The organism is Vibrio marinisediminis (assembly GCF_014050145.1).
Classification (GTDB): Bacteria; Pseudomonadota; Gammaproteobacteria; order Enterobacterales; family Vibrionaceae; genus Vibrio; species Vibrio marinisediminis.
The window spans coordinates 54,192-74,922 of sequence record NZ_JACFYF010000012.1; the positions used below are offsets into that span (position 1 = coordinate 54,192).

The window sequence follows — 20,731 nt, forward strand, 5'->3', positions numbered from 1 at the left end:
AGTCAATAATGACAGTGCATTTACACAGCCCTGACTGATTGACTAGCTGAATGACGCTTGAATGGCGTAGAAGAAGACTACCGCCAATAGTGCGCCAGCAGGCAGTGTTACGATCCAAGATGCAACGATGTTACGAATAACACCAAGGTTTAGCGCAGCAATACCACGAGCAAAACCAACACCTAAAATTGCACCCACTAGAGTTTGTGTGGTTGAAATTGGTAGACCAGTACCTGATGCAAGAACAACAGTACACGCCGTTGCCAACTGAGCAGCAAAACCACGACTTGGCGTTAGTTCTGTAATACCAGTACCAACGGTTGCCATTACTTTATGACCTAGTGTTGCTAGACCGACCACAATACCAAAACCACCTAGTGGAAGAATCCACCATACGATTTCACTCTTGCCAGTGATTTCACCCATGTGTTGAACAGTAGATACAACCGCAGCTAGTGGACCAATCGCGTTTGCTACGTCGTTTGAACCATGAGCAAATGCCATTGCACACGCAGTGATAACCATAAGAACGCTGAAGATACCTTCTACGCCAGCAAAGCCGTGGTCGTCTTCACGATTAGCAAATTTCTTCTGAATGTAGAAGTAACCACCAACCATAACCATTGTCGAAACAACCGCAGCCCAAACCCATGCTTCACCGTTTGATAGGTGTAGACCAACGTGTTTAAGACCTTTTTTGATTGTTACCAGTGCGATTACCATAGTAGTAATAAACATGTACACAGGTACAAATCGTTTGGCGTTGAAAAGCGGTTTCTCAGTATCAAAGATCAGTCGTTGAGCGCTGACGAAGATGACGTAAGCGAAGAAGCCAGAGATAATTGGTGTAATGATCCAACTACCTACGATGCCTTGAACACTGCTCCAGTCTACGGCTTCAGTACCAACAGACACACAGGCAAAGCCGATGATTGCGCCGATGATAGAGTGAGTCGTTGATACAGGCCAACCCATGTAAGATGCAAGAAGTAGCCATGTACCAGCAGCAAGTAGCGCTGACATCATGCCATAAACAAGCACATCTGGTTGAGAAGCGAATAGAGAAGTTTCGATCACACCTTTACGGATAGTATCGGTTACTTCACCACCTGCTAGATAAGCACCAGCAAATTCGAAGATCATTGCAATAATGATCGCTTGTTTAACCGTCAGGGCTTTAGAGCCAACTGACGTACCCATAGCATTGGCTACATCGTTTGCACCAATACCAATTGCCATCATGAAGCCAAAAATAGCTGCAACAATAATCAGGACACTGCCATAGTTCGCAAGGATATCCATCGTAATACCTAGTTGTTTGATAATAAGCGGAGGCAAATTTTGAACACAACAAAACCCCTTAAGCGTCGAAATATTCATCGCCTAAATGGGGTGTGTCGAAAGATGCTCTCGTTATTGAGTTAACTTACATTTATGAGCGGGATAGCATTACTTCTAATCGAGCACCTACACGCTGCGCTTGATCGGCAATACCGCCTACCCATTCTAAAATCTTGTACAGGAACATCACGTCGATAGGATTCATATCTTGTTCAATCGCCATTAATTGTTGGCGAAGTTGGATCTGCATCGCATCGGTGTCATCTTCGATCTTGTCTAATTGGTGAATCATCTCTGCAACCAGAGTAACTTCACGGCCTTTAAAGCCAGTTTCCAATAACTCATCCAATTCATTGATAACTTCCTGTGCCTGATTAGCGGCATCAAGACAACGCTTTAGATAAGCGATGAAGTTTTCTTGAAGAGGTGCTGGAATAGCTAGTTGGCGACCATAGACGCGACCTGCAATGTCTTTTGCAAGGTTTGCGAGTTTGTCTTGTTGTGTCAGAAGCTCGAGCATGTCGCTACGATCAACTGGCATAAACAAACCACGAGGAAGTTTGAGACGAATTTCACGCTTGAGTACGTCTGCTTCTCTCTCAAGATGAGAGATTTGAGCACGAATTTCAGATGCTTTCTCCCAATCGCCTTGTGCAGTTACTTCAAAGAAGTTCACAAGATGAGAGCAGCATTCGTTGACGCACACTACATGGCGTTGCAAAGGCTTAATTGGGGACTTTGCAAATAACCCCATAATTGTATTTACTGGCATGGTCATTCAACCTACTAAATATAACCTATAAGAAACAATACACCATTTAAGGCGTAATCTTGTGCGATGGCTATAAAGGCGCGCATGGTAACGCATTAAATCCATCATTAAAACTGTTTTAGATCATCAATTGAGCGATATTTCACTCTTGCCGAGTGGGAAATATAGCAATATCCTGTCTCTATCTGCTTTGAAAGGTATAACTATGGAAACCGAGATAGAACTGAAGTTTTTTGTTTCTCCAGATTTTTCAGAAACTTTACGTCAAAAAATTTCTGAAGCAAAGATACTTCAGCATAGCTGTCGTGACCTGGGTAACACTTATTTTGATACACCGGATAATTGGCTAAGGTTGCATGATATTGGTCTGCGCATTCGCCGTTTCGATGAGGTCTATGTTCAAACGGTAAAAACAGCTGGACGTGTTGTCGCTGGTCTTCACCAACGCCCTGAATATAATGCAGAACACAAAAACAACATTCCTGATTTGACGCTTCATCCGGCAGATATTTGGCCATCAGGTAAAGATGTTGAAGCCTTACAAACTGAGCTTTCACCGCTATTCTCAACAAATTTTATGCGTGAACAGTGGTTAGTGGCAATGGCTGATGGCAGTCTAGTTGAAGTCGCCTTTGACCAAGGTGAGGTTGTGGCTGAGGATCGCCGTGATACCATTTGCGAAGTCGAACTTGAACTGAAATCAGGTCAAACAGATGCTCTATTTACTTTAGCACGTACCTTTAGTGATAAAGGCGGTATGCGCCTTGGTAATCTAAGTAAAGCAGCGAAAGGTTACCGTCTGGCTCTAGGTTATGATGGCGATGAAGTGAAAAGTATGGATTTGGTCGCAACCGATAAATACGACACAGTCGAATCATGCTTTATTACCTCATTAGAGCATGCGTTATCACATTGGCATTATCATGAGCAGATATACTCTGAACGTGAGTCTATTGATGCGCTACACGAAATAAAAAATGCGATCAGCTTTATTCGTCAGACATTAACCATTTATGGCGATATCGTACCACGCAAAGCGAGTGCCTTAATTCGTCAAGAATTGAAGTGGCTTGAACAAGATTTAGCTTGGATCAAGCAATACGATTACCTTGATGATTTACTCGAAGACAAAGGGCATGCATTACGTAAACTCGATGCACGTAAATTTTTGATCAAAGAGTTAACCGAAGTGCAGAATGAACTGCCATCTCGTGAAGAGATGCTAGAGCAGTTCAACTCCGCGCGTTATACCGCTTTGCTACTCGATCTGAGTCGTTGGATTTTAACTCGAGGTTGGCAACCATTTTTGGATGATAAATCTCGCCAAGCTATGGCGCAGAACATCAAACCTTTTTCGGTTGAGCAGCTAGAGCGCACATGGCATGCACTTATTGAAGCATTCCCGCCAGAGAAAGTATTAGAACCTCAAGATTATATAGAGCAGCAATATCACTTGATGCGTAATCTATATACGGGTGTTGGCTTTGCTAGTTTGTACGACGACGAAGAGCGAAATCGCTTCCGCTTACCTTGGGCTGATCTATTACAAGGCATCGACGATCTACTGACATTGAAACCATTAGAGAAAATGGTTGATAGTTTAGAGGGGGAAGAGCGCGAGCAGCTAGAACGCTGGCTATTCCGTCAACAAACCTCGATTCTTCATGCGATGGAACAAACTCGGATCATCAGTATTGAAGCTGAGCCATACTGGCAAGAGTAACAATATTTGAAAGAGAGCTACGGCTCTCTTTTTTGTTGCTCGCTGGCAGCATTGTGATGAAGCTTATCGATATCTTTGCTCATCTTCCTTTCTAGTTTTTCTAAGCGTTGCAAAATAGCTTGCTGTTGCTCCAACAGTTCCTTCATCTGTTTCTCTTTTTGCGCAGCTTTCAAGGCTTGCATTTTACTTGGTGAAGTAATCACTGAGGTGATCAAACCTGAGATCATACCGAATAAACCCACGCCACAGAGAATAATAGCAGAGGCGACAATTTTTCCCGCGGTTGTGACAGGAAAATGGTCACCGTAGCCAACGGTTGAAATTGTCACTAACGCCCACCAAAGCGCATCAGCACCGGTTTTGATATTGGCATCCGGTGAATGCCCTTCAACAAACAGCATGACACTCGAACCTAAAGTGAGAAGGATCACCAGTAAAAGCAGAATAGACGCAATGGTGGTCTCTTTTCGATTACTGAGGATCTGCTTAACCAAGCTTCGACTTGAGCGAATAACCAGTATCACTCGCAAGATATGAAAAATTCGAGCGAAACGTAACGGTTCGATCATCGGCACACTCGCAATGAAATCAATCCAGTGTTTTTTCAAGAAAAGCCGTTTGTTTGCGGAGCGGATCAAATCAATCGATAGTTGCAGAATGAAAATGGTACAGATGACAAAATCTAAGCCGATAAGGATCTGTCGAGTCTCCTCGCGTATTGGAAAAAACAATAAGGCTGAGATCACAAATAACGCCATAACTGAGAGAATTAGTGACAACAAGCTCATCGGCTTTGTGTCATCTTTGTTATCATTTGTATTCATACGGGGCTCGAAATAAATATTAGTACTAATGCTAAAGTATCAATTTGTGCTGAGGTAACTTTCCTTCGCCGTTAAAGAATATATGACTTAGTGGAGAACTAACAATGACGATAATGGCATTTAAGCCATGGGAACGAGTGATTACGGATATTCGACTTGTCCCAAAAATGGCATTGCTCATGGTGTTCAGTACCTTACTGATCGTCGGAAAGCAATTATGGGACGCAGAAACGTTCTACGACTCACTCCTCGCCGTAACTGAGAATACAGCTGTTGCACGTGAACATTATGAAGCTTATCTCGTTGACGTAGTGTGGCAAACCATTGGCTTAATTGGTATTTTCATTGTAGTTCTCCTTTTTGCTGCTCGTGTAATGTTGCGCCAAACTCAATATATCAATGATGCGATTAAACTGATGGCTAGTGGCGATCTTTCAACGCAGATCCGCTTAGAGTGTAAAGATGAATACGGTGATGTTGCTCGTGAGCTTGAGAAAACACGTTCACAGCTGCAAGACTTGATTCGAACGCAAGTGAGTTCTTCACAAGAGCTGGCTGGATTGACGGAAGTGATGACCTTGAGCATGTCGGAAACCAAGGAATCAGCCGAAGAAGAATTCGAAGAAATAGACCAACTTGCAACGGCAATGAGTGAGATGACCTCAACGGTACAAACCGTTGCAGAACACGCGCAAAATGCCTCTTCACTGACGGAAAGTGCTTCAGATCAAGCCGCTACCGGTCAACGTTTTGTACAAGATACGGTAGGTAAAATTAGCGAACTATCACAAGATATCGCAGCTTCCGCGCAAGCGGTTAATCAGGTGGAAGAGAGTGTTGATGCTATCGGCAGTGTGGTTGGTACGATTCAGGGGATCTCTGAGCAAACCAATCTTCTGGCTTTGAATGCGGCAATTGAAGCGGCACGGGCCGGTGAAGCTGGGCGTGGTTTCGCTGTGGTTGCTGACGAAGTCCGTAACCTTGCACAGCGCACTCAACAAGCAACGATTGAAATCCAAGAGATGATTTCACAACTGCAAAGCAGTGCCAATTCAGCGGTAGACCTCATGGAAAAAAGTGTGGTTGAGGCTGCAGAGGGCGTTGAGTTGGTGACCAACGCTGGTAACGAATTAGATGGTATTGTTCTGCAAGTGAATCAAATTAATGATATGAACTTCCAAATTGCGACCGCGGCAGGGCAACAAAGCAGTGTTGCAGAAGAAATGAACCAGAACCTAACCAATGTAAGAGAGCTGGTGGAAGCGTCGGTCACCGTAGTGAGTGAATTACTGGAAACGTCGGAAATCATGCAAAAAAATGCTGAGGAATTGGATAAGAAAATCACCTCATTCAAAGTGTGATCTCACAGAGTGAATCAATAAACGCCTGCGAATAGTTCGCAGGCGTTTTTTATTACCTAAAGTTTGTTATAACTAAGCCAATAACGCGTTTATCTACAAGGAAGAATCATGCTTTTGCCTTCATCTCTGACTCCGATATCTCAATCTGCGTTGGCAAATTTAGAGCAGTACCAACTACAACAAAATTGGTCTGAAAAAGTGTATCAACAACTTGGGTTTGTTGCGGGGCTTAGCCAGTTTGTGATCGAAGTTTTAGCGAAAGATGAAATCTTACGCGCTGAACTACCGACAATGTTGGATCAACAAGAACGCTATAAGCAATATCGCGATGCATTAGCACAACAATTACTTGGCTGCGCCGATGAGATGAGCGGTCAACGAGTTTTAAGGCAGTTTCGCAATCGCGAAATGGCTTACATCGCATGGCGCGATTTTTGTGGTTCTTGGTCGTTAGAGCAGAGTCTCAAACACGTCTCTGAGCTAGCCGAAGCGATGATTTTCGAGACCTATCAATGGCAATATAAAGCGTGCTGTGAATTATGGGGCACCCCTTGTAATGAACAAGGGGAAGCGCAACCGATGTTGATCATTGGTATGGGGAAACTTGGCGGTGGAGAGCTTAATTTCTCATCCGATATCGATCTTATTTTTACTTACCCTGAAAACGGTGAAACTCAAGGGGCTCGCCGAAGCATTGCCAATGCGCAGTTTTTTACCCGTTTAGGTCAACGCATCATCAAAGCGTTGGATCAGCAAACTTTCGATGGTTTCTGTTATCGAGTTGATATGCGTATTCGTCCATTCGGCGACAGCGGCCCCTTGGTGATGAGCTTTGCAGCGCTGGAAGATTACTATCAAGAACAAGGGCGTGATTGGGAACGCTACGCCATGATTAAAGCGCGGGTGATGGGGCGTGACATGTACCCTCAATACCAAGAACTTCGTCAAATGCTACGTCCATTTGTTTTCCGCCGTTATATTGATTTCAGTGCGATTCAATCTTTGCGTCGCATGAAATCAATGATCAGCAGTGAAGTGCGCCGCCGAGGGCTCAGTAACAACATCAAATTGGGCGCGGGTGGTATCCGTGAAGTGGAATTTATTGCCCAAGTTTTCCAGCTAATTAGAGGTGGTCGAGAGCCGAGCTTACGCCAAAGAGGGTTATTGGTGACTCTAGATGCGATTGAAGAGCTGGAACTGTTGACCCTAAGCGAAATCGAACACTTACGTACTGCTTATAAATTCTTGCGTAGGCTCGAAAACTTATTGCAAGCGATGGCGGATAAGCAAACTCAAACCTTACCAGATGGCGAGCAAGAGCAAGCTCAACTTGCGACAGCAATGGGTTTAGAAAACTGGCAGCAACTGCTTGAGCAAGTCCAGCAGAACATGGCAAATGTGCACAGTGTCTTCACCCATTTAATTGGTGATGACGATGAAGAGCACGGTGAAGTGGCTAAGCATTTCCATGAATTATGGGATATGGCGCAACACCGTGATGTGATCGACCATATTTTGCAGCAGGATTTACAGGTAGAACAGCCAGAAACGATGGCGAACACCATCATTCAATTTAAGCAAGACTTGGCAAAGAAGACGCTTGGTCCTCGTGGACGAGAAGTGTTGAATCGCTTAATGCCAAAAATGTTTCAAGTTATCTTTGCTCACCCTGATGCACAATATGGCTTACCGCGTGTATTGCACTTACTGCATCGAATTGTAACCCGCACAACTTACTTAGAGCTACTTGATGAACATAGTGCTGCTCTCACACAGCTGGTTCGTCTGTGTACGGCGAGCCCGATGATTTCAGAACAGCTAGGACGTTATCCAATCTTATTGGATGAGTTAATTGATCCACAACAGCTGTATAACCCGATTCCATTGACTGCTTACAGTACCGAATTACGCGACTACTTAGCGCGTATTCCAGAAGATGATATGGAACAGCAAATGGAAGCGCTGCGCCAATTCAAACAGATTTGTATCTTACGCATCGCGGCGGCAGATATTGCTGGTGTGCTACCAGTAATGAAAGTGAGTGACCACTTAACTTACTTATCTGAAGCGATTGTTGAGTGCGTGGTTAATCAGGCTTGGCTGCAAATGGCGGCTAAATATGGGCAACCGAACCATCTTAAAGATCGTGAAGGTAAAGGTTTTGCTGTGGTGGGTTACGGCAAAGTCGGCGGTTGGGAATTAGGTTATAACTCCGATCTTGATATCGTCTTTATGCACGATTGCCCAGTGAGTTCTTATACCGATGGTAAGAAAGAGATCGATGGACGTCAGTTCTACTTGCGACTTGCTCAGCGCATTATTCATATTTTCTCCGTCCGTACTGCTTCTGGAATACTGTATGAGGTGGATACACGTTTACGCCCATCAGGGGCATCAGGATTACTGGTTAGCCCAACCGATGCATTTGAAGAGTATCAGCGCAGTGAAGCTTGGACATGGGAGCACCAAGCGCTGGTTCGTGCCCGGATGATTTACGGTGATGAGCCTCTTCAGCGTGCTTTCCACGAGATTCGCCACTCAATCTTATGTCTGCCGCGTGAACGCAATGATCTGAAAAAACAAGTGACGGATATGCGCATTAAGATGCGCGACCATCTCGGCAGTAAAAAAGCTGGGCGCTTTATGCTCAAGCAAGATCCGGGTGGAATCACCGATATTGAGTTTCTCGCGCAATATTTAGTATTGAACTACAGTCATGACAAGCCAAAACTGACGCGCTGGTCAGACAATGTTCGTATTTTTGAGTCTTTGATTGCGCAGGATATTATGGATGAGTCGCAGGCAATGGCGATCACACATGCGTATACCGCAATGCGTGATCAGATTCACCAGCGTAACTTGCTCAATTTGGATGCTGACGTTGCTGACGATAAGTTCTCTCAAGAGCGTGAATTGGTGGTCGGGATATGGAATCAATGGCTGAGCTAACGGTAAACGATGCATACAGACCGTCGGTAAAGGTTTTGACCGTTAAAAGGCTATGATAAACTTTGCCCAGAATTAAATAGTGGAGATCCATGATGAAACCAATCCTACCTGACTACAGTCAAGCAGGTGTGCTTATTATTGGTGACGTAATGCTAGATCGTTACTGGCATGGTCCAACTGGACGCATTTCGCCAGAAGCACCAGTGCCAGTAGTGAAAGTAGAAAATAACGAAGAGCGACCAGGTGGCGCCGCGAACGTAGCAATGAATATTGCTTCTATTGGCGGACACGCTCATATCGTTGGTTTAACAGGGATTGATGAACCCGCTAAAGTGTTGAATGAAACCTTGTCGGCACTCAAAGTGAAGTGTGATTTTGTATCATTACCAAACTTTCCAACCATTACTAAACTGCGCGTATTGAGCCGTGGTCAACAACTGATCCGCCTTGATTTTGAAGATCAGTTTGAAGGTGTTGACCCTGAACTTATTCTAGACCGTATGGAGCAGGCACTTCCAAAAGTAAAAGCGGTTGTGTTATCTGATTACGCGAAAGGGGCTTTAGAGCATGTTCAAATGTTCATTCAAAAAGCTCGCGCTGCCAATGTTCCCGTGTTTATTGATCCTAAAGGTGCTGAGTTTGAGCGCTACCGCGGTGCAACACTACTAACGCCAAACATGGCGGAGTTTGAATTGGTTGCGGGCAAAGTGAAGTCAGAACAAGATCTGATTGATAAGTCATTAGCGCTGATTGAGAAATACGATTTTGAAGCGCTACTGGTTACTCGTAGCGAAAATGGCATGACATTGATCCGTCGTGGACAAGAACCATTCCACCTACCAACACAAGCAAAAGAAGTGTTTGATGTGACGGGTGCTGGTGATACGGTTATTTCTGTACTTGCAGCATCTGTTTCCGCAGGAAAGCCACTGGATCAAGCTTGTGCGTTAGCCAATGCAGCGGCAGGTGTTGTTGTTGGTAAGTTGGGTACATCAACACTATCAACGATCGAACTGGCTGAAGCGATTCACGGTAGCCGAGATACCGATTTTGGTGTGATTTCAGAATCTGCATTGATTGAAGCGGTAAAGAAAGCGCAATCTCGCGGTGAAAAAGTAGTGATGACTAACGGCTGCTTTGATATTTTGCATGCAGGTCATGTCTCATACCTTAACCATGCCGCAGAGTTAGGTGACCGCCTTATCATCGCTGTAAACACTGATGAGTCGGTTAAACGTCTTAAAGGTCCTGGTCGTCCGGTTAACCCAACAGATCGTCGTATGGCGGTACTGGCGGGCTTAGGCGCTGTGGATTGGGTTGTACCGTTTGGTGAAGATACACCTCAACGCTTGATCTCTGAAGTCCTACCTGATCTACTGGTGAAAGGTGGTGATTACAAACCAGAAGAGATTGCGGGTGGTAAAGAAGTGATTGCTCATGGTGGCGCTGTGAAAGTGCTGAACTTTGAAGATGGTTGCTCAACCAGCGAAATTATCAACGCGATTAAAGGTGGTAAAGGTTAATTTTAACCATTATTCATCGACGTTAAACGCTCATCATTGATGGGCGTTTTTTTATTGTCTTGCGACGACTCGCGAGTGGATGCTGGGCAATAAAAAAGGAGCCCAAGGGCTCCTTTTTCAATATGGGGCTGAAGATTAATCTTCTAGCTCACCACAAAAGCGGTAACCTTCACCGTGAATAGTCGCGATGATTTCAGGTGTACCAGATACTGATTCAAAGTGCTTACGAATACGACGAATCGTTACGTCAACAGTACGATCGTGTGGCTTAAGCTCACGACCAGTCATCTTTTTCAGTAGATCAGCACGTGTTTGGATCTTTCCTGGGTTCTCACAGAAGTGCAGCAATGCACGGAACTCAGAACGAGGTAGTTTGTAGCTATCACCATCAGGGCTCACTAGTGAACGGCTGTTGATATCTAGTACCCAACCGTTGAACTGGTATTTCTCAACGCTACGTTTCTCTTCTTGAACTGAGCTAGAGTTCATTGAGCGGTTAAGTAGGTTGCGAGCACGGATAGTCAATTCACGAGGGTTGAATGGTTTTGTGATGTAATCATCAGCACCGATTTCAAGCCCAAGGATCTTATCAACTTCGTTGTCGCGACCAGTTAAGAACATCAGTGCTACATTTGCTTGCTCGCGTAGTTCGCGTGCTAGTAGTAGACCATTCTTGCCTGGTAGATTGATATCCATGATCACCAAGTTAATCTGACTCTCAGTCAGAATCTGGTGCATCTCTTCACCGTCACTGGCTTCAAAAACAGCGTATCCCTCTGCTTCAAAAATACTCTTAAGAGTGTTACGAGTTACTTGCTCATCTTCAACGATAAGAATCTGCGCGGTTTGCATTGGCGTTACCTAAACTTGTGAAAAAAGTGTGCTAATAGAATAAATTCTAGGCAAAAAACATTACTTACAGGTAATTTGATTTTGACATTAAACCAAAGACTATAAAAAACATTTATTTACATGCCCGCCATCCTTGGTGTTACTTTCTTTCAGAAGGAGGATCCGTATCCTCATTCATACTATTGGGCGTTTTGTGGAATTTTATAGAGTTAACAGCATGCTAACAATGGTCAAATGTTAATTCCATTCACTTTGTTGATTTATATCAAGAGATTCTATGTAACAGATATTAATGGTAAATGACAATTGTAAAATTACTGGTGATATGATGATTGATGCCCATTTTTAGCCATCTTACTGTGATCTATGCTTCAAATTTTGAAATGAAATTCTAATTGGTGATTTTGTCATTACTGCGGCGAATAAAGCCACTAGTTAACGTCGGCAATGTAGGAAAAATATTATAATAAATAGATGTTTGCAGTGTGATCAAGCGCAAATAAAAACATGGAGTGCTCAGGGCGGAAATGGTCTGTTTTCGTGGGCTATATCAAGTTTTACCAGCAAAAACTCACGACCTTTAGCTATTGAGCTTACCCAAAAATATCAGCAGAATGCTATCTACTTTGCTCAAGATAAAGATCTAAACTTGTTATCTTACCAATCGAAGTTGAGCAAAAAATAACCTAGGGGAATGGTGCATAGGAGCAGATAAGGAATTTAATATTTAGTTCACGGAGGAAGACATGGAAGACATAACCCCTGACATTTGTGACAAGTTTGAAGGTCACGTAACTTACGTAAGTTTACCACTTAGTAACTTTGGTCAGAGAAGTGCTTTTTGGGGAGAGATCGTCACAGTGCGCTGTTATCACGATAATTCTAAAGTACGTGAAGTACTTGGACAAAATGGTCGAGGTAAAGTTTTGGTGGTCGATGGCAACGGTTCTTGTCAGCGAGCTTTATTGGGGGACCAACTGGCGATCCTTGCAATAGAAAACCATTGGGAAGGGATCATCATTAATGGTGCGATCCGTGATGCTGGGATGATGGCGCAGATGGATATCGGTGTTCAAGCCCTTGGTACTTGCCCATTTAAGACAGAGAAGCGTGGTGTTGGTGAAGTGAACGTGATGCTCACGATTCAAAATCAAATGATTCAACCGGGTGATTATATCTATGCTGATTGGAATGGTGTTTTGACGTCGAGTAAGTTACTCGATTGGAGTTAATGCCAGTAAAAACTTGCTAGAAGCGAAACCCAATACCCACCTCAAAACCTTGCTGCCATTCTTGATAGTCGAGAGTGGCATGCAAATCCAAATGTTCCGTCAAATGCACTCGACTTGATACTTCCGCCGCGATGCCGGTTTCTTGTCCTTTAGGCGCTTCTTCATCAGTGTATGAATGGAAAGAGCTCTTAACCGATAAGCGCGGGGAAACTTGATAGCTTAACCCGCTCAGAAAGCTGCTTTCTTTTTTATTGTCAAAGCGTGTACCGACATAGATATCAACTTTATCAAAGACGTTGTAGGCATAACCACTATCAATGGTCCATGAATCGAAACTACGTTGATTATTCTCGCTGGAAATAAATAGTCGGTGTGGGGTGCTTGATTGTTGAGAGGGCAGTGTAGGAAGATCGGCTGCGCTAACCCCGCAACTTACAAGGGTAAGAATAAGGCTAATTATTTTTCTCATAAGCCGCCCCAATCCATTGGATGTATTGATTTCACCACTGCATCGACAATTAAAGCATAAAACTTAAGAACTAGTCGTATTTTTTAACTATTTAAGATCAAAACTGCTATATCAGTTCTATTTTCGTTCTACTTGTGCTTGTTAAACTCTCCGTTGTGCATAACTTATCAGCATAAAAAACAAAGTTTTCGTTGACTAAATGTTGGAAAGTAAGGTAAACGTAAGGGTAAGCAAACAAATATCAGCGATTTATTTATGTACACTGACAGCCTGAACGTAATGACCACAACCATTATTATTACCGACAATATACGCGTTGGGGCAGGCTGCTAAGCGTAAAAAATTAAAAAGAAGGCCTGTATCCCAAATGGAACAGGCCTTTTTTTATACCTATTGAAAGAGAATTCGGAGGAATGGATGCGAGTTTTAAAATTTGGTGGATCATCACTATCAGATGCTGATCGCTTTTTAAGAGCGGCAGATATTATTGCCAACAATGCACAACAAGAAGAAGTCGCGGTGGTGCTGTCAGCACCAGGAAAAACGACCAACAAACTTGTTGCGGTTATTGAGGCTGCTTTAAAAGGAAGTGATGCCGAATTACAAATTGCTGAAATCGAGGATTTGTTCCGCGATTTATTTGAAGAGATTAAACAAGTATTACCTGATATCGATGGTAATGGTTATAACCACCAAGTTAAAACATCATTGTCGCAACTGCGCCAATTTGTGCATGGCATTGGCTTATTGGGAATGTGTCCTGACAATGTCAACGCCCGAATCATCAGTAAAGGCGAGCGCGTTTCCATTCAATTGATGAAAGCGGTTCTTGAAGCGAAAGGGCAACCAGCCAGCCTGATTGATCCGGTTCAATATTTACGAGCCCAAGACGATTACCTTGAAGCAATGGTTGATGTTGAACTTTCGACTGAAAACTTCCGCGTTAAACCACTGCCGCAAGGGCATGTGAATATCATGCCTGGCTTCACTGCGGGAAATTCAAAAGGTGAGTTGGTTACTTTAGGACGTAATGGCTCTGACTATTCAGCCGCAGTACTTGCAGCTTGTTTGCGCGCTGAATGTTGTGAAATTTGGACTGACGTCGATGGCGTGTATAACTGTGACCCTCGCTTGGTTGCCGATGCGCGTTTATTGAAGTCATTGAGTTATCAAGAAGCAATGGAGCTGTCTTACTTTGGCGCTTCCGTCCTTCATCCAAAAACGATCGCACCGATCGCTCAATTTCATATTCCATGCTTAATCAAAAACAGCTTCAACCCACAAGGGGCTGGTACGCTGATTGGTCAAGATACCGGTGAAGACAAACTGGCGATTAAGGGCATTACGACTCTCAGCAACCTCACTATGGTTAACGTTTCTGGTCCGGGTATGAAGGGCATGGTTGGTATGGCAAGTCGCGTGTTTGGCGCCATGTCGTCAGCCGGTGTATCAATTGTTCTTATTACTCAATCTTCTTCAGAGTACAGCATCAGCTTCTGTATTGAAGCGCAAGATCAGCCGCTTGCTGCCCAAGCACTAAAAGAGGCGTTTGAACTAGAACTCAAAGATGGCTTACTCGAACCTGTGGAGTACATCAATGATGTTGCTATTGTTACTTTAGTTGGTGACGGCATGCGCACATCTCGTGGTGTAGCATCTCAGTTCTTCTTATCATTGGCACAAGTGAACGTAAACATCGTCGCTATTGCTCAAGGATCGTCTGAACGTGCTATTTCGGCGGTGATTCCAGAGGATAAGATCTCCGAAGCAATCAAAGCATGTCATGAAAATCTATTTAATTCTAAGCACTTCCTTGATGTGTTTGTTGTGGGTGTGGGTGGTGTTGGTGGCGAATTGGTTGATCAAATTCAACGTCAACAACCAAAACTGGCAGAGAAAGGCATTGTTCTACGAGTCTGTGGCTTAGCCAACAGTAAAGGGGTATTGCTTGATGGGGCTGGCTTACCTTTAGAGCATTGGCGTGACCGCCTAAGTGGCATTTCTGAACCATTTAGTTTAGCCAGCCTAACTTCTTTAGTGCAACGTAACCATATTATTAACCCAGTATTGGTCGACTGCACATCTAGTGAAGAGATTGCTAATCACTACGCGGACTTTTTGGCGGCGGGCTTCCACGTGGTGACACCAAACAAGAAAGCCAATACTGCCAGCATGTCTTACTACCACCAACTGCGTAATGTTGCGCGCAGCTCACGTCGTAAGTTGATGTATGAAACAACGGTAGGTGCAGGTCTACCGGTGATTGAAAACCTACAGAACCTCATTTCTGCGGGTGATGAACTAGAGCGCTTTACTGGTATTTTGTCGGGTTCACTTTCTTATATCTTCGGCAAACTGGATGAAGGTATGACTCTGAGCCAAGCAACCAATATCGCCAAAGATAATGGCTTTACTGAGCCGGACCCTCGTGATGATTTATCCGGTATGGATGTTGCGCGTAAGCTGTTGATTCTTGCACGTGAAGCGGGCATGGCTCTAGAGCTAGAAGATGTGATTGTTGATCAAGCCCTACCACCTGGTTTTGATGATTCAGGTAGTGTTGAAGAGTTCATGCAACGTTTACCTGAAGCGGATGCTTACTTCCAAGATCTTGCTGCGCAAGCTCGCGAAGAAGGCAAAGTTCTACGATTTGTTGGTGAGATTGCCGATGGGCAATGCCGCGTCAGTATCGCTGCTGTCGATGAGAATGACCCAATGTTTAAGATCAAAGATGGTGAGAACGCATTAGCATTTTATAGCCGCTATTATAACCCGATCCCATTGGTACTTCGTGGTTACGGTGCGGGTGCTGAAGTGACGGCGGCAGGCGTATTTGCTGATGTGATGCGTACACTTGGCTGGAAGTTGGGGGTATAACGAATGAGTCGTGGTATGGATGTCGCGGTTTACGCACCTGCTTCAATTGGTAATGTGAGCGTTGGTTTTGATGTATTGGGGGCGGCAGTTTCCCCAATTGATGGCACCTTGCTGGGTGACCGTGTGCTCGTGAGCAAAGGTGATCAGCCATTTAGTTTGAATACTGCAGGTCGCTTTGTTGCTAAATTGCCGAGTGACCCGAAAGAAAACATTGTCTTTGATTGCTGGCGTGTATTTGCTCGTGAGTTGGATAGAAAAGGTCAAGAGTTGCTACCGCTGTCGATGACATTAGAGAAAAACATGCCGATAGGCTCGGGTTTAGGCTCTAGTGCATGTTCTATCGTCGCGGCGCTTGACGCATTAAACCGATTCCATGGCGAGCCACTAGATGAAACAGAGCTATTGGCTTTAATGGGGGAGATGGAAGGGCAAATATCTGGTGGTATTCACTACGATAATGTTGCCCCTTGTTATCTCGGTGGTTTGCAATTGATGCTAGAAGAGCTAGGCATTATCAGCCAAGAGGTGCCTTGCTTTGATGAATGGTACTGGGTAATGGCTTATCCTGGTATTAAGGTTTCTACTGCAGAAGCGCGTTCAATTTTGCCAGCACAATATCGTCGTCAAGATGTGATTGCCCATGGTCGTCACCTAGCCGGTTTCGTTCATGCTTGTCATTCTAACCAGCCAGAACTTGCTGCAAAAATGATCAAAGACGTGATTGCAGAACCGTATCGTGAGAAACTGCTACCTGGTTTTGCGGATGCGCGCCAATATGCGAATTCGGCAGGGGCATTAGCTACCGGCATTTCGGGTAGTGGACCAACGTTATTTAGTATCTGTAAAGAGAAAGATATTGCTGAGCGTGTGGCTCGATGGCTTGAACAAAATTACGTACAAAATGAAGAAGGATTCGTTCATGTTTGTCGTTTAGATAAGCAAGGTTCGAAAGTGACAGGAAGTGAGCTATGAAGCTGTACAATATAAAAGAAAATGATGAGCAAGTCTCCTTTGGCCAAGCGGTTCGCCAAGGGTTAGGTCGTAATCAAGGTCTATTTTTTCCATCTCAACTGCCTCAGTTTGATGATGTTGATGCGCTATTAGGTGAAGACTTTATCTCGCGTAGTACCAAGATTTTATCGGCGCTGATCGGAGATGAGCTTTCATCTGAACAAGTGAATTCAATGATTGATGCTGCGTTTCAGTTCCCAGCGCCAATCAAGCAAGTAAAATCAGGTGTGTATGCGCTTGAGTTGTTCCATGGACCAACATTAGCATTCAAAGATTTTGGTGGTCGATTTATGGCGCAATCTTTGAATGCAGTCTCTAATGGCGGCAAAATCACCATTTTAACTGCAACTTCCGGAGATACTGGCGCCGCGGTTGCACATGCTTTCTATGGCATGGAAGATATCAACGTCGTGATTTTGTACCCGAAAGGCAAAATCAGCCCTCTACAAGAAAAGCTGTTCTGTACATTAGGTAAGAATATTCACACTGTGGCGATTGATGGTGACTTTGATGCTTGTCAGGCATTAGTGAAGCAAGCATTTGATGATGCGGCACTACGTGAAGAGATTGGTCTTAACTCTGCCAATTCAATCAATATCAGCCGTTTAATGGCGCAGATTTGTTACTACTTTGAAGCCGCTTCTCAGCTAACCAAAGCACAACGCGAAAACCTCGTTATTTCAGTACCAAGTGGTAACTTTGGTAACCTGACGGCAGGTTTGCTGGCAAAAGCGATGGGGTTACCTATTAAGCGCTTTATCGCGGCAACCAATGCTAACGATACCGTTCCTCGTTACCTTGAAACGGGTCAGTGGGATCCAAAACCTACAGTAGCAACCACTTCTAACGCGATGGATGTAAGCCAACCGAATAACTGGCCACGCATTGAAGAGCTATGCCAACTTAAAGGTTGGGGCTTAGATACCTTAGGTAAAGGTGCGGTAACCGATGAGCAGAGCGCAGATTCAGTGCGTGAGCTGAACCAGTTAGGTTATTTGTGTGAGCCTCATGGCGCGATTGCTTACCGTTTACTGGAAGATCAGTTACAAGAGGGTGAAACTGGCTTGTTCCTATGTACGGCTCACCCAGCTAAGTTTAAAGAAGTGGTGGATGATATTCTGGGGACTGATATTGAATTACCAGCACCATTAGCAAAGCATGCCAAACTGGAACTGCTATCAGAAGATTTAGCCAATGATTTTGAAGCGTTAAAACAGGTATTACGTCGCGCTCAAAAATAGTGATTTATTGTGTTGAAAAGGTCGCCTTGGCGACCTTTTTTATTGCTTATATTTACTTGTGAATTAACGATTCAAAGCAAAAATTGGCAAAGAAAGATGCCAACGTATCGCGCCTAAGCGAATGAATAGTGTTGAGAATACCCCAACTAAGAAAGCGGTATCGTTGCTGCACCCCATCAATAGAGCACTGGTGTGGCAAGCGCCACCAAGGATACAAGCGGTGGCATAAACTTCACTTCTTAACACCATTGGCACTTCACGAGCCAACACGTCGCGAATGATCCCGCCACCACAACCGGTGATCACACCCATGATGATCGCGACTAACGCGGAGTCTTGGAACATCATCGCTTTTTCCACACCAATACCGACAAATACCGCAAGACCGACAGCATCGCAGACGGGCAGTATCCACCAAGCAAGACGTTTAGGTCGGCGGACGATCAACATTGTGGCGACACAGGTAATGAAGATTACCCATAAATAGTTGGTATCTGTGATCCAAAATACTGGCGTTGCGCCTAATGACATATCTCGAATGGTGCCACCTCCAATTGCGGTGACACTGCCGAGAACAATCACTCCAAACGGGTCCATTTTTAAACGACCAGCTAGAAGTACCCCAGAAATGGCAAAGATTGCCGTACCAAAAAGGTCAATTAGATAAATTAACAAGGAATCCATGTCGTTAGGATCTCAATATTTATAATGAATATGGTGTTATTCCAATGCACGATATAAAAACGGCGCCGAATAGTACGAGAAAAATTGGGCAACCGTTAACGCTTTTGTCTCACTGTTTCGAAGAGCTCACAAACTTGAGTGATGGCCCGTAAAGTTCGCTGTGTTGGGCGATTAATCCAATCTGAATTGAGCGTCCACATCTGCTTTTTCTGTAACGCTTGTAGCTGTTCATGCCATGGCTGCCACATACTGCCGTTCTCTATGGCGTGCCGAGAGGTAAAAATCACCTCAGGGTTGGCTAAAATAACCTGCTCTAAGCCCACTTGAGGGTAAGGTGCTGAGCTATTGGCGAAGACATTCTTGCCACCACAGAAGGTAAATACTTCACTCGGCCAATGCCCTTTCGCTACGGTAATAATGGGTTTTTCACTCAGTTGATAGAAGTAGCTTACCGATTGTTCGGTATTATATTTTTGTTTTAATTGCTTAAGTTGATTGCGAAAATTATTCGCCGCGGATTGACCTTTCGATGGGTCGTCCGAGTATTGGCTTAGCTGTTCAATGTTGTTGGCAATGTCGGCTAGGGATGCGGCTTTAGAGTCATAGATGTTAAAGCCAAATTGGCGCAGTTTAGCTAAATCTTTGGCTGGGTTACCTGCGGGCCAAGCAATAATAAGATCGGGTTGTAGAGTGATGATTCGTTCGATATTAATACCTTGGTAATTCGCGACTTTTTCAAGTTTAGTGGCAAATTCGGGGTAATCACTGCGTTCACTGACCGCCACCAGTTTGTCACCAAGCCCAGCAGCATAAGCTAATTCAGTTGCAGAAGGCGCAAGAGAGATGACTCGCTCAATCGTTTGCGCATGTAGTGTGAAACTTACAATAGAGAGTAATAGACCCAATCTAAACATTATAGTCCTTGGTAGATAGCGCCCATGATGAGGCTTTGTAGGAGTACCCAAAGCCATAAACGCCCAGCAAGCAGTTTACGTAGTTGAGCGAAGTGAATAGCGGCAGGGGCAATTCGTCCGCCAAGTTTGGCTCGAACGGCTTTTTTACCTTCATAAATCGCGGGACCCGCAAGTGAAAGTTCCAGTTTTCCACCAGCGGTGACTAATAACCACGCAGGTCCAGGTAAGGGCCAAGATGCGGTTTGTTGCTTAATTAATTGCAGACAGATTTTGGCGCGTTGACCTAGGATCAGCATCAAAGCGAACAATCGTAGTGGAACAAAATCCAGTAGTGCCAGAACTCTTATTGCGGGTAGCCCAAATGGAAGAAATTGCGAGCGGGAAGGTGACCATGCGCGAGCAAGCTCCATGGCCATTCGATACATAAAGGCGCCTATACCGCCAGCGACGCCATACCAAAATAGTACCGCGACCACATTGCGACCATAACGCATGATTAACGTTTCGCAGCCTGCTTTGCCTAGCCCGAGTAGTGAGAGAGTCTCGGTTGAGCGATTGACCAAAGGCGCGAGTAGCTTTTTCGCCGCTTGAGTGTTTTCTTCGGCAAGCTGGTGGGTAAATTGATGCGCAAATTTTTCATTGTTACGCCAATCAAGAGCCAGCAATAACAACGCAAGTTGATACAACAGAGGTTGCCAAACCAAAGCTTCAAGCGCCCAAAGAACACATAACATCGGCAGCATCATCAATAGCCATGCGAGCGTGCCAGAAATAAGGCTTTGTGAATAGTTGGCTGGCACATTGACTTTATTTGCTAGTAACTCAGCAAATTTACGCCATAACGTTGCGGGGTGGGCTTCGCGAGGAAAAGGAAGAACCCAATGACAGATTAGTGCACCCCACATAACGAGGAGCGCACCATTAGCGAACAGTTGGTTAAAGAGTTCTTCCATGATGT

16 protein-coding genes are annotated in these 20,731 nt (G+C 44.4%); 8 read left to right on the top strand and 8 right to left on the bottom strand.

Features of this window, described 5'->3' with window-relative positions; all coding sequences use genetic code 11:
• Nucleotides 1–42 precede the first annotated feature (42 nt).
• Nucleotides 43–1,302, bottom strand: a complete 1,260-nt coding sequence (locus tag H2O73_RS16115; RefSeq protein WP_182109954.1) for an inorganic phosphate transporter — start codon at nucleotides 1,300–1,302, stop codon at nucleotides 43–45.
• A 130-nt stretch (nucleotides 1,303–1,432) separates the two neighbouring features.
• Nucleotides 1,433–2,113, bottom strand: a complete 681-nt coding sequence (locus tag H2O73_RS16120) for a TIGR00153 family protein (RefSeq protein WP_182109955.1) — start codon at nucleotides 2,111–2,113, stop codon at nucleotides 1,433–1,435.
• A 205-nt stretch (nucleotides 2,114–2,318) separates the two neighbouring features.
• Here H2O73_RS16120 and H2O73_RS16125 point away from each other — a divergent pair, with 205 nt between their 5' ends.
• Entirely contained in the window at nucleotides 2,319–3,836 is a 1,518-nt protein-coding gene (locus H2O73_RS16125; protein WP_182109956.1) for a CYTH and CHAD domain-containing protein, read from the top strand.
• Nucleotides 3,837–3,853: 17 nt separating this feature from the next.
• On the opposite strand, the gene H2O73_RS16130 is transcribed toward H2O73_RS16125, so the two are convergent.
• Nucleotides 3,854–4,660 carry a potassium channel family protein gene (locus H2O73_RS16130; protein WP_182109957.1) on the bottom strand — a complete coding sequence of 269 codons (807 nt, stop codon included), beginning with the start codon at nucleotides 4,658–4,660 and terminating at the stop codon, nucleotides 3,854–3,856.
• A gap of 104 nt (nucleotides 4,661–4,764) precedes the next feature.
• On the opposite strand from H2O73_RS16130, the gene H2O73_RS16135 reads away from it, so the two are divergent.
• The 3 genes from H2O73_RS16135 to hldE all read left to right on the top strand — a co-directional run bounded on the left by H2O73_RS16135 (nucleotide 4,765) and on the right by hldE (nucleotide 10,493).
• Nucleotides 4,765–6,021: a methyl-accepting chemotaxis protein gene (locus H2O73_RS16135; protein WP_182109958.1), complete on the top strand. Its 1,257-nt coding sequence runs from the start codon at nucleotides 4,765–4,767 to the stop codon at nucleotides 6,019–6,021.
• Nucleotides 6,022–6,129: 108 nt separating this feature from the next.
• Nucleotides 6,130–8,970 carry a bifunctional [glutamate--ammonia ligase]-adenylyl-L-tyrosine phosphorylase/[glutamate--ammonia-ligase] adenylyltransferase gene (gene glnE / locus H2O73_RS16140; protein WP_182109959.1) on the top strand — a complete coding sequence of 947 codons (2,841 nt, stop codon included), beginning with the start codon at nucleotides 6,130–6,132 and terminating at the stop codon, nucleotides 8,968–8,970.
• 92 nt (nucleotides 8,971–9,062) lie between these two features.
• Entirely contained in the window at nucleotides 9,063–10,493 is a 1,431-nt protein-coding gene (gene hldE / locus H2O73_RS16145) for a bifunctional D-glycero-beta-D-manno-heptose-7-phosphate kinase/D-glycero-beta-D-manno-heptose 1-phosphate adenylyltransferase HldE (protein WP_182110003.1), read from the top strand.
• A gap of 135 nt (nucleotides 10,494–10,628) precedes the next feature.
• On the opposite strand, the gene arcA is transcribed toward hldE, so the two are convergent.
• Nucleotides 10,629–11,345 (bottom strand): two-component system response regulator ArcA, encoded by a 717-nt coding sequence (arcA, locus tag H2O73_RS16150; protein ID WP_182109960.1) that lies wholly within the window; start codon nucleotides 11,343–11,345, stop codon nucleotides 10,629–10,631.
• 746 nt (nucleotides 11,346–12,091) lie between these two features.
• On the opposite strand from arcA, the gene H2O73_RS16155 reads away from it, so the two are divergent.
• Nucleotides 12,092–12,577, top strand: coding sequence for a putative 4-hydroxy-4-methyl-2-oxoglutarate aldolase (locus H2O73_RS16155; protein WP_182109961.1), 486 nt, complete (start codon nucleotides 12,092–12,094; stop codon nucleotides 12,575–12,577).
• A 16-nt stretch (nucleotides 12,578–12,593) separates the two neighbouring features.
• Here H2O73_RS16155 and H2O73_RS16160 read toward each other — a convergent pair whose 3' ends face one another.
• Entirely contained in the window at nucleotides 12,594–13,046 is a 453-nt protein-coding gene (locus H2O73_RS16160; RefSeq protein ID WP_182109962.1) for a ribonuclease regulator, read from the bottom strand.
• A gap of 417 nt (nucleotides 13,047–13,463) precedes the next feature.
• Here H2O73_RS16160 and thrA point away from each other — a divergent pair, with 417 nt between their 5' ends.
• Genes thrA through thrC form a run of 3 tightly spaced genes read left to right on the top strand, consistent with a single transcriptional unit; the run spans nucleotide 13,464 to nucleotide 18,175 of the window.
• Nucleotides 13,464–15,923 (top strand): bifunctional aspartate kinase/homoserine dehydrogenase I, encoded by a 2,460-nt coding sequence (gene thrA, locus H2O73_RS16165; RefSeq protein WP_182109963.1) that lies wholly within the window; start codon nucleotides 13,464–13,466, stop codon nucleotides 15,921–15,923.
• A gap of 15 nt (nucleotides 15,924–15,938) precedes the next feature.
• Complete coding sequence (gene thrB / locus H2O73_RS16170) at nucleotides 15,939–16,895, top strand: homoserine kinase (RefSeq protein ID WP_182110004.1); 957 nt, start codon at nucleotides 15,939–15,941, stop codon at nucleotides 16,893–16,895.
• Entirely contained in the window at nucleotides 16,892–18,175 is a 1,284-nt protein-coding gene (gene thrC, locus H2O73_RS16175; protein WP_182109964.1) for a threonine synthase, read from the top strand. The genes thrB and thrC overlap by 4 nt, the downstream gene beginning before the upstream one ends.
• A gap of 63 nt (nucleotides 18,176–18,238) precedes the next feature.
• Here thrC and H2O73_RS16180 read toward each other — a convergent pair whose 3' ends face one another.
• The 3 genes from H2O73_RS16180 to H2O73_RS16190 all read right to left on the bottom strand — a co-directional run bounded on the left by H2O73_RS16180 (nucleotide 18,239) and on the right by H2O73_RS16190 (nucleotide 20,726).
• Nucleotides 18,239–18,859, bottom strand: a complete 621-nt coding sequence (locus tag H2O73_RS16180) for a TRIC cation channel family protein (protein ID WP_182109965.1) — start codon at nucleotides 18,857–18,859, stop codon at nucleotides 18,239–18,241.
• Between the two features lie 95 nt (nucleotides 18,860–18,954).
• A complete protein-coding gene (btuF, locus tag H2O73_RS16185) occupies nucleotides 18,955–19,773 on the bottom strand; it encodes a vitamin B12 ABC transporter substrate-binding protein BtuF (RefSeq protein ID WP_182109966.1) in 819 nt (272 codons plus the stop codon).
• On the bottom strand, nucleotides 19,773–20,726 hold the full coding sequence (locus H2O73_RS16190; protein WP_182109967.1) for a cobalamin biosynthesis family protein: 954 nt from the start codon (nucleotides 20,724–20,726) through the stop codon (nucleotides 19,773–19,775). The genes btuF and H2O73_RS16190 overlap by 1 nt, the downstream gene beginning before the upstream one ends.
• Nucleotides 20,727–20,731 lie beyond the last annotated feature (5 nt).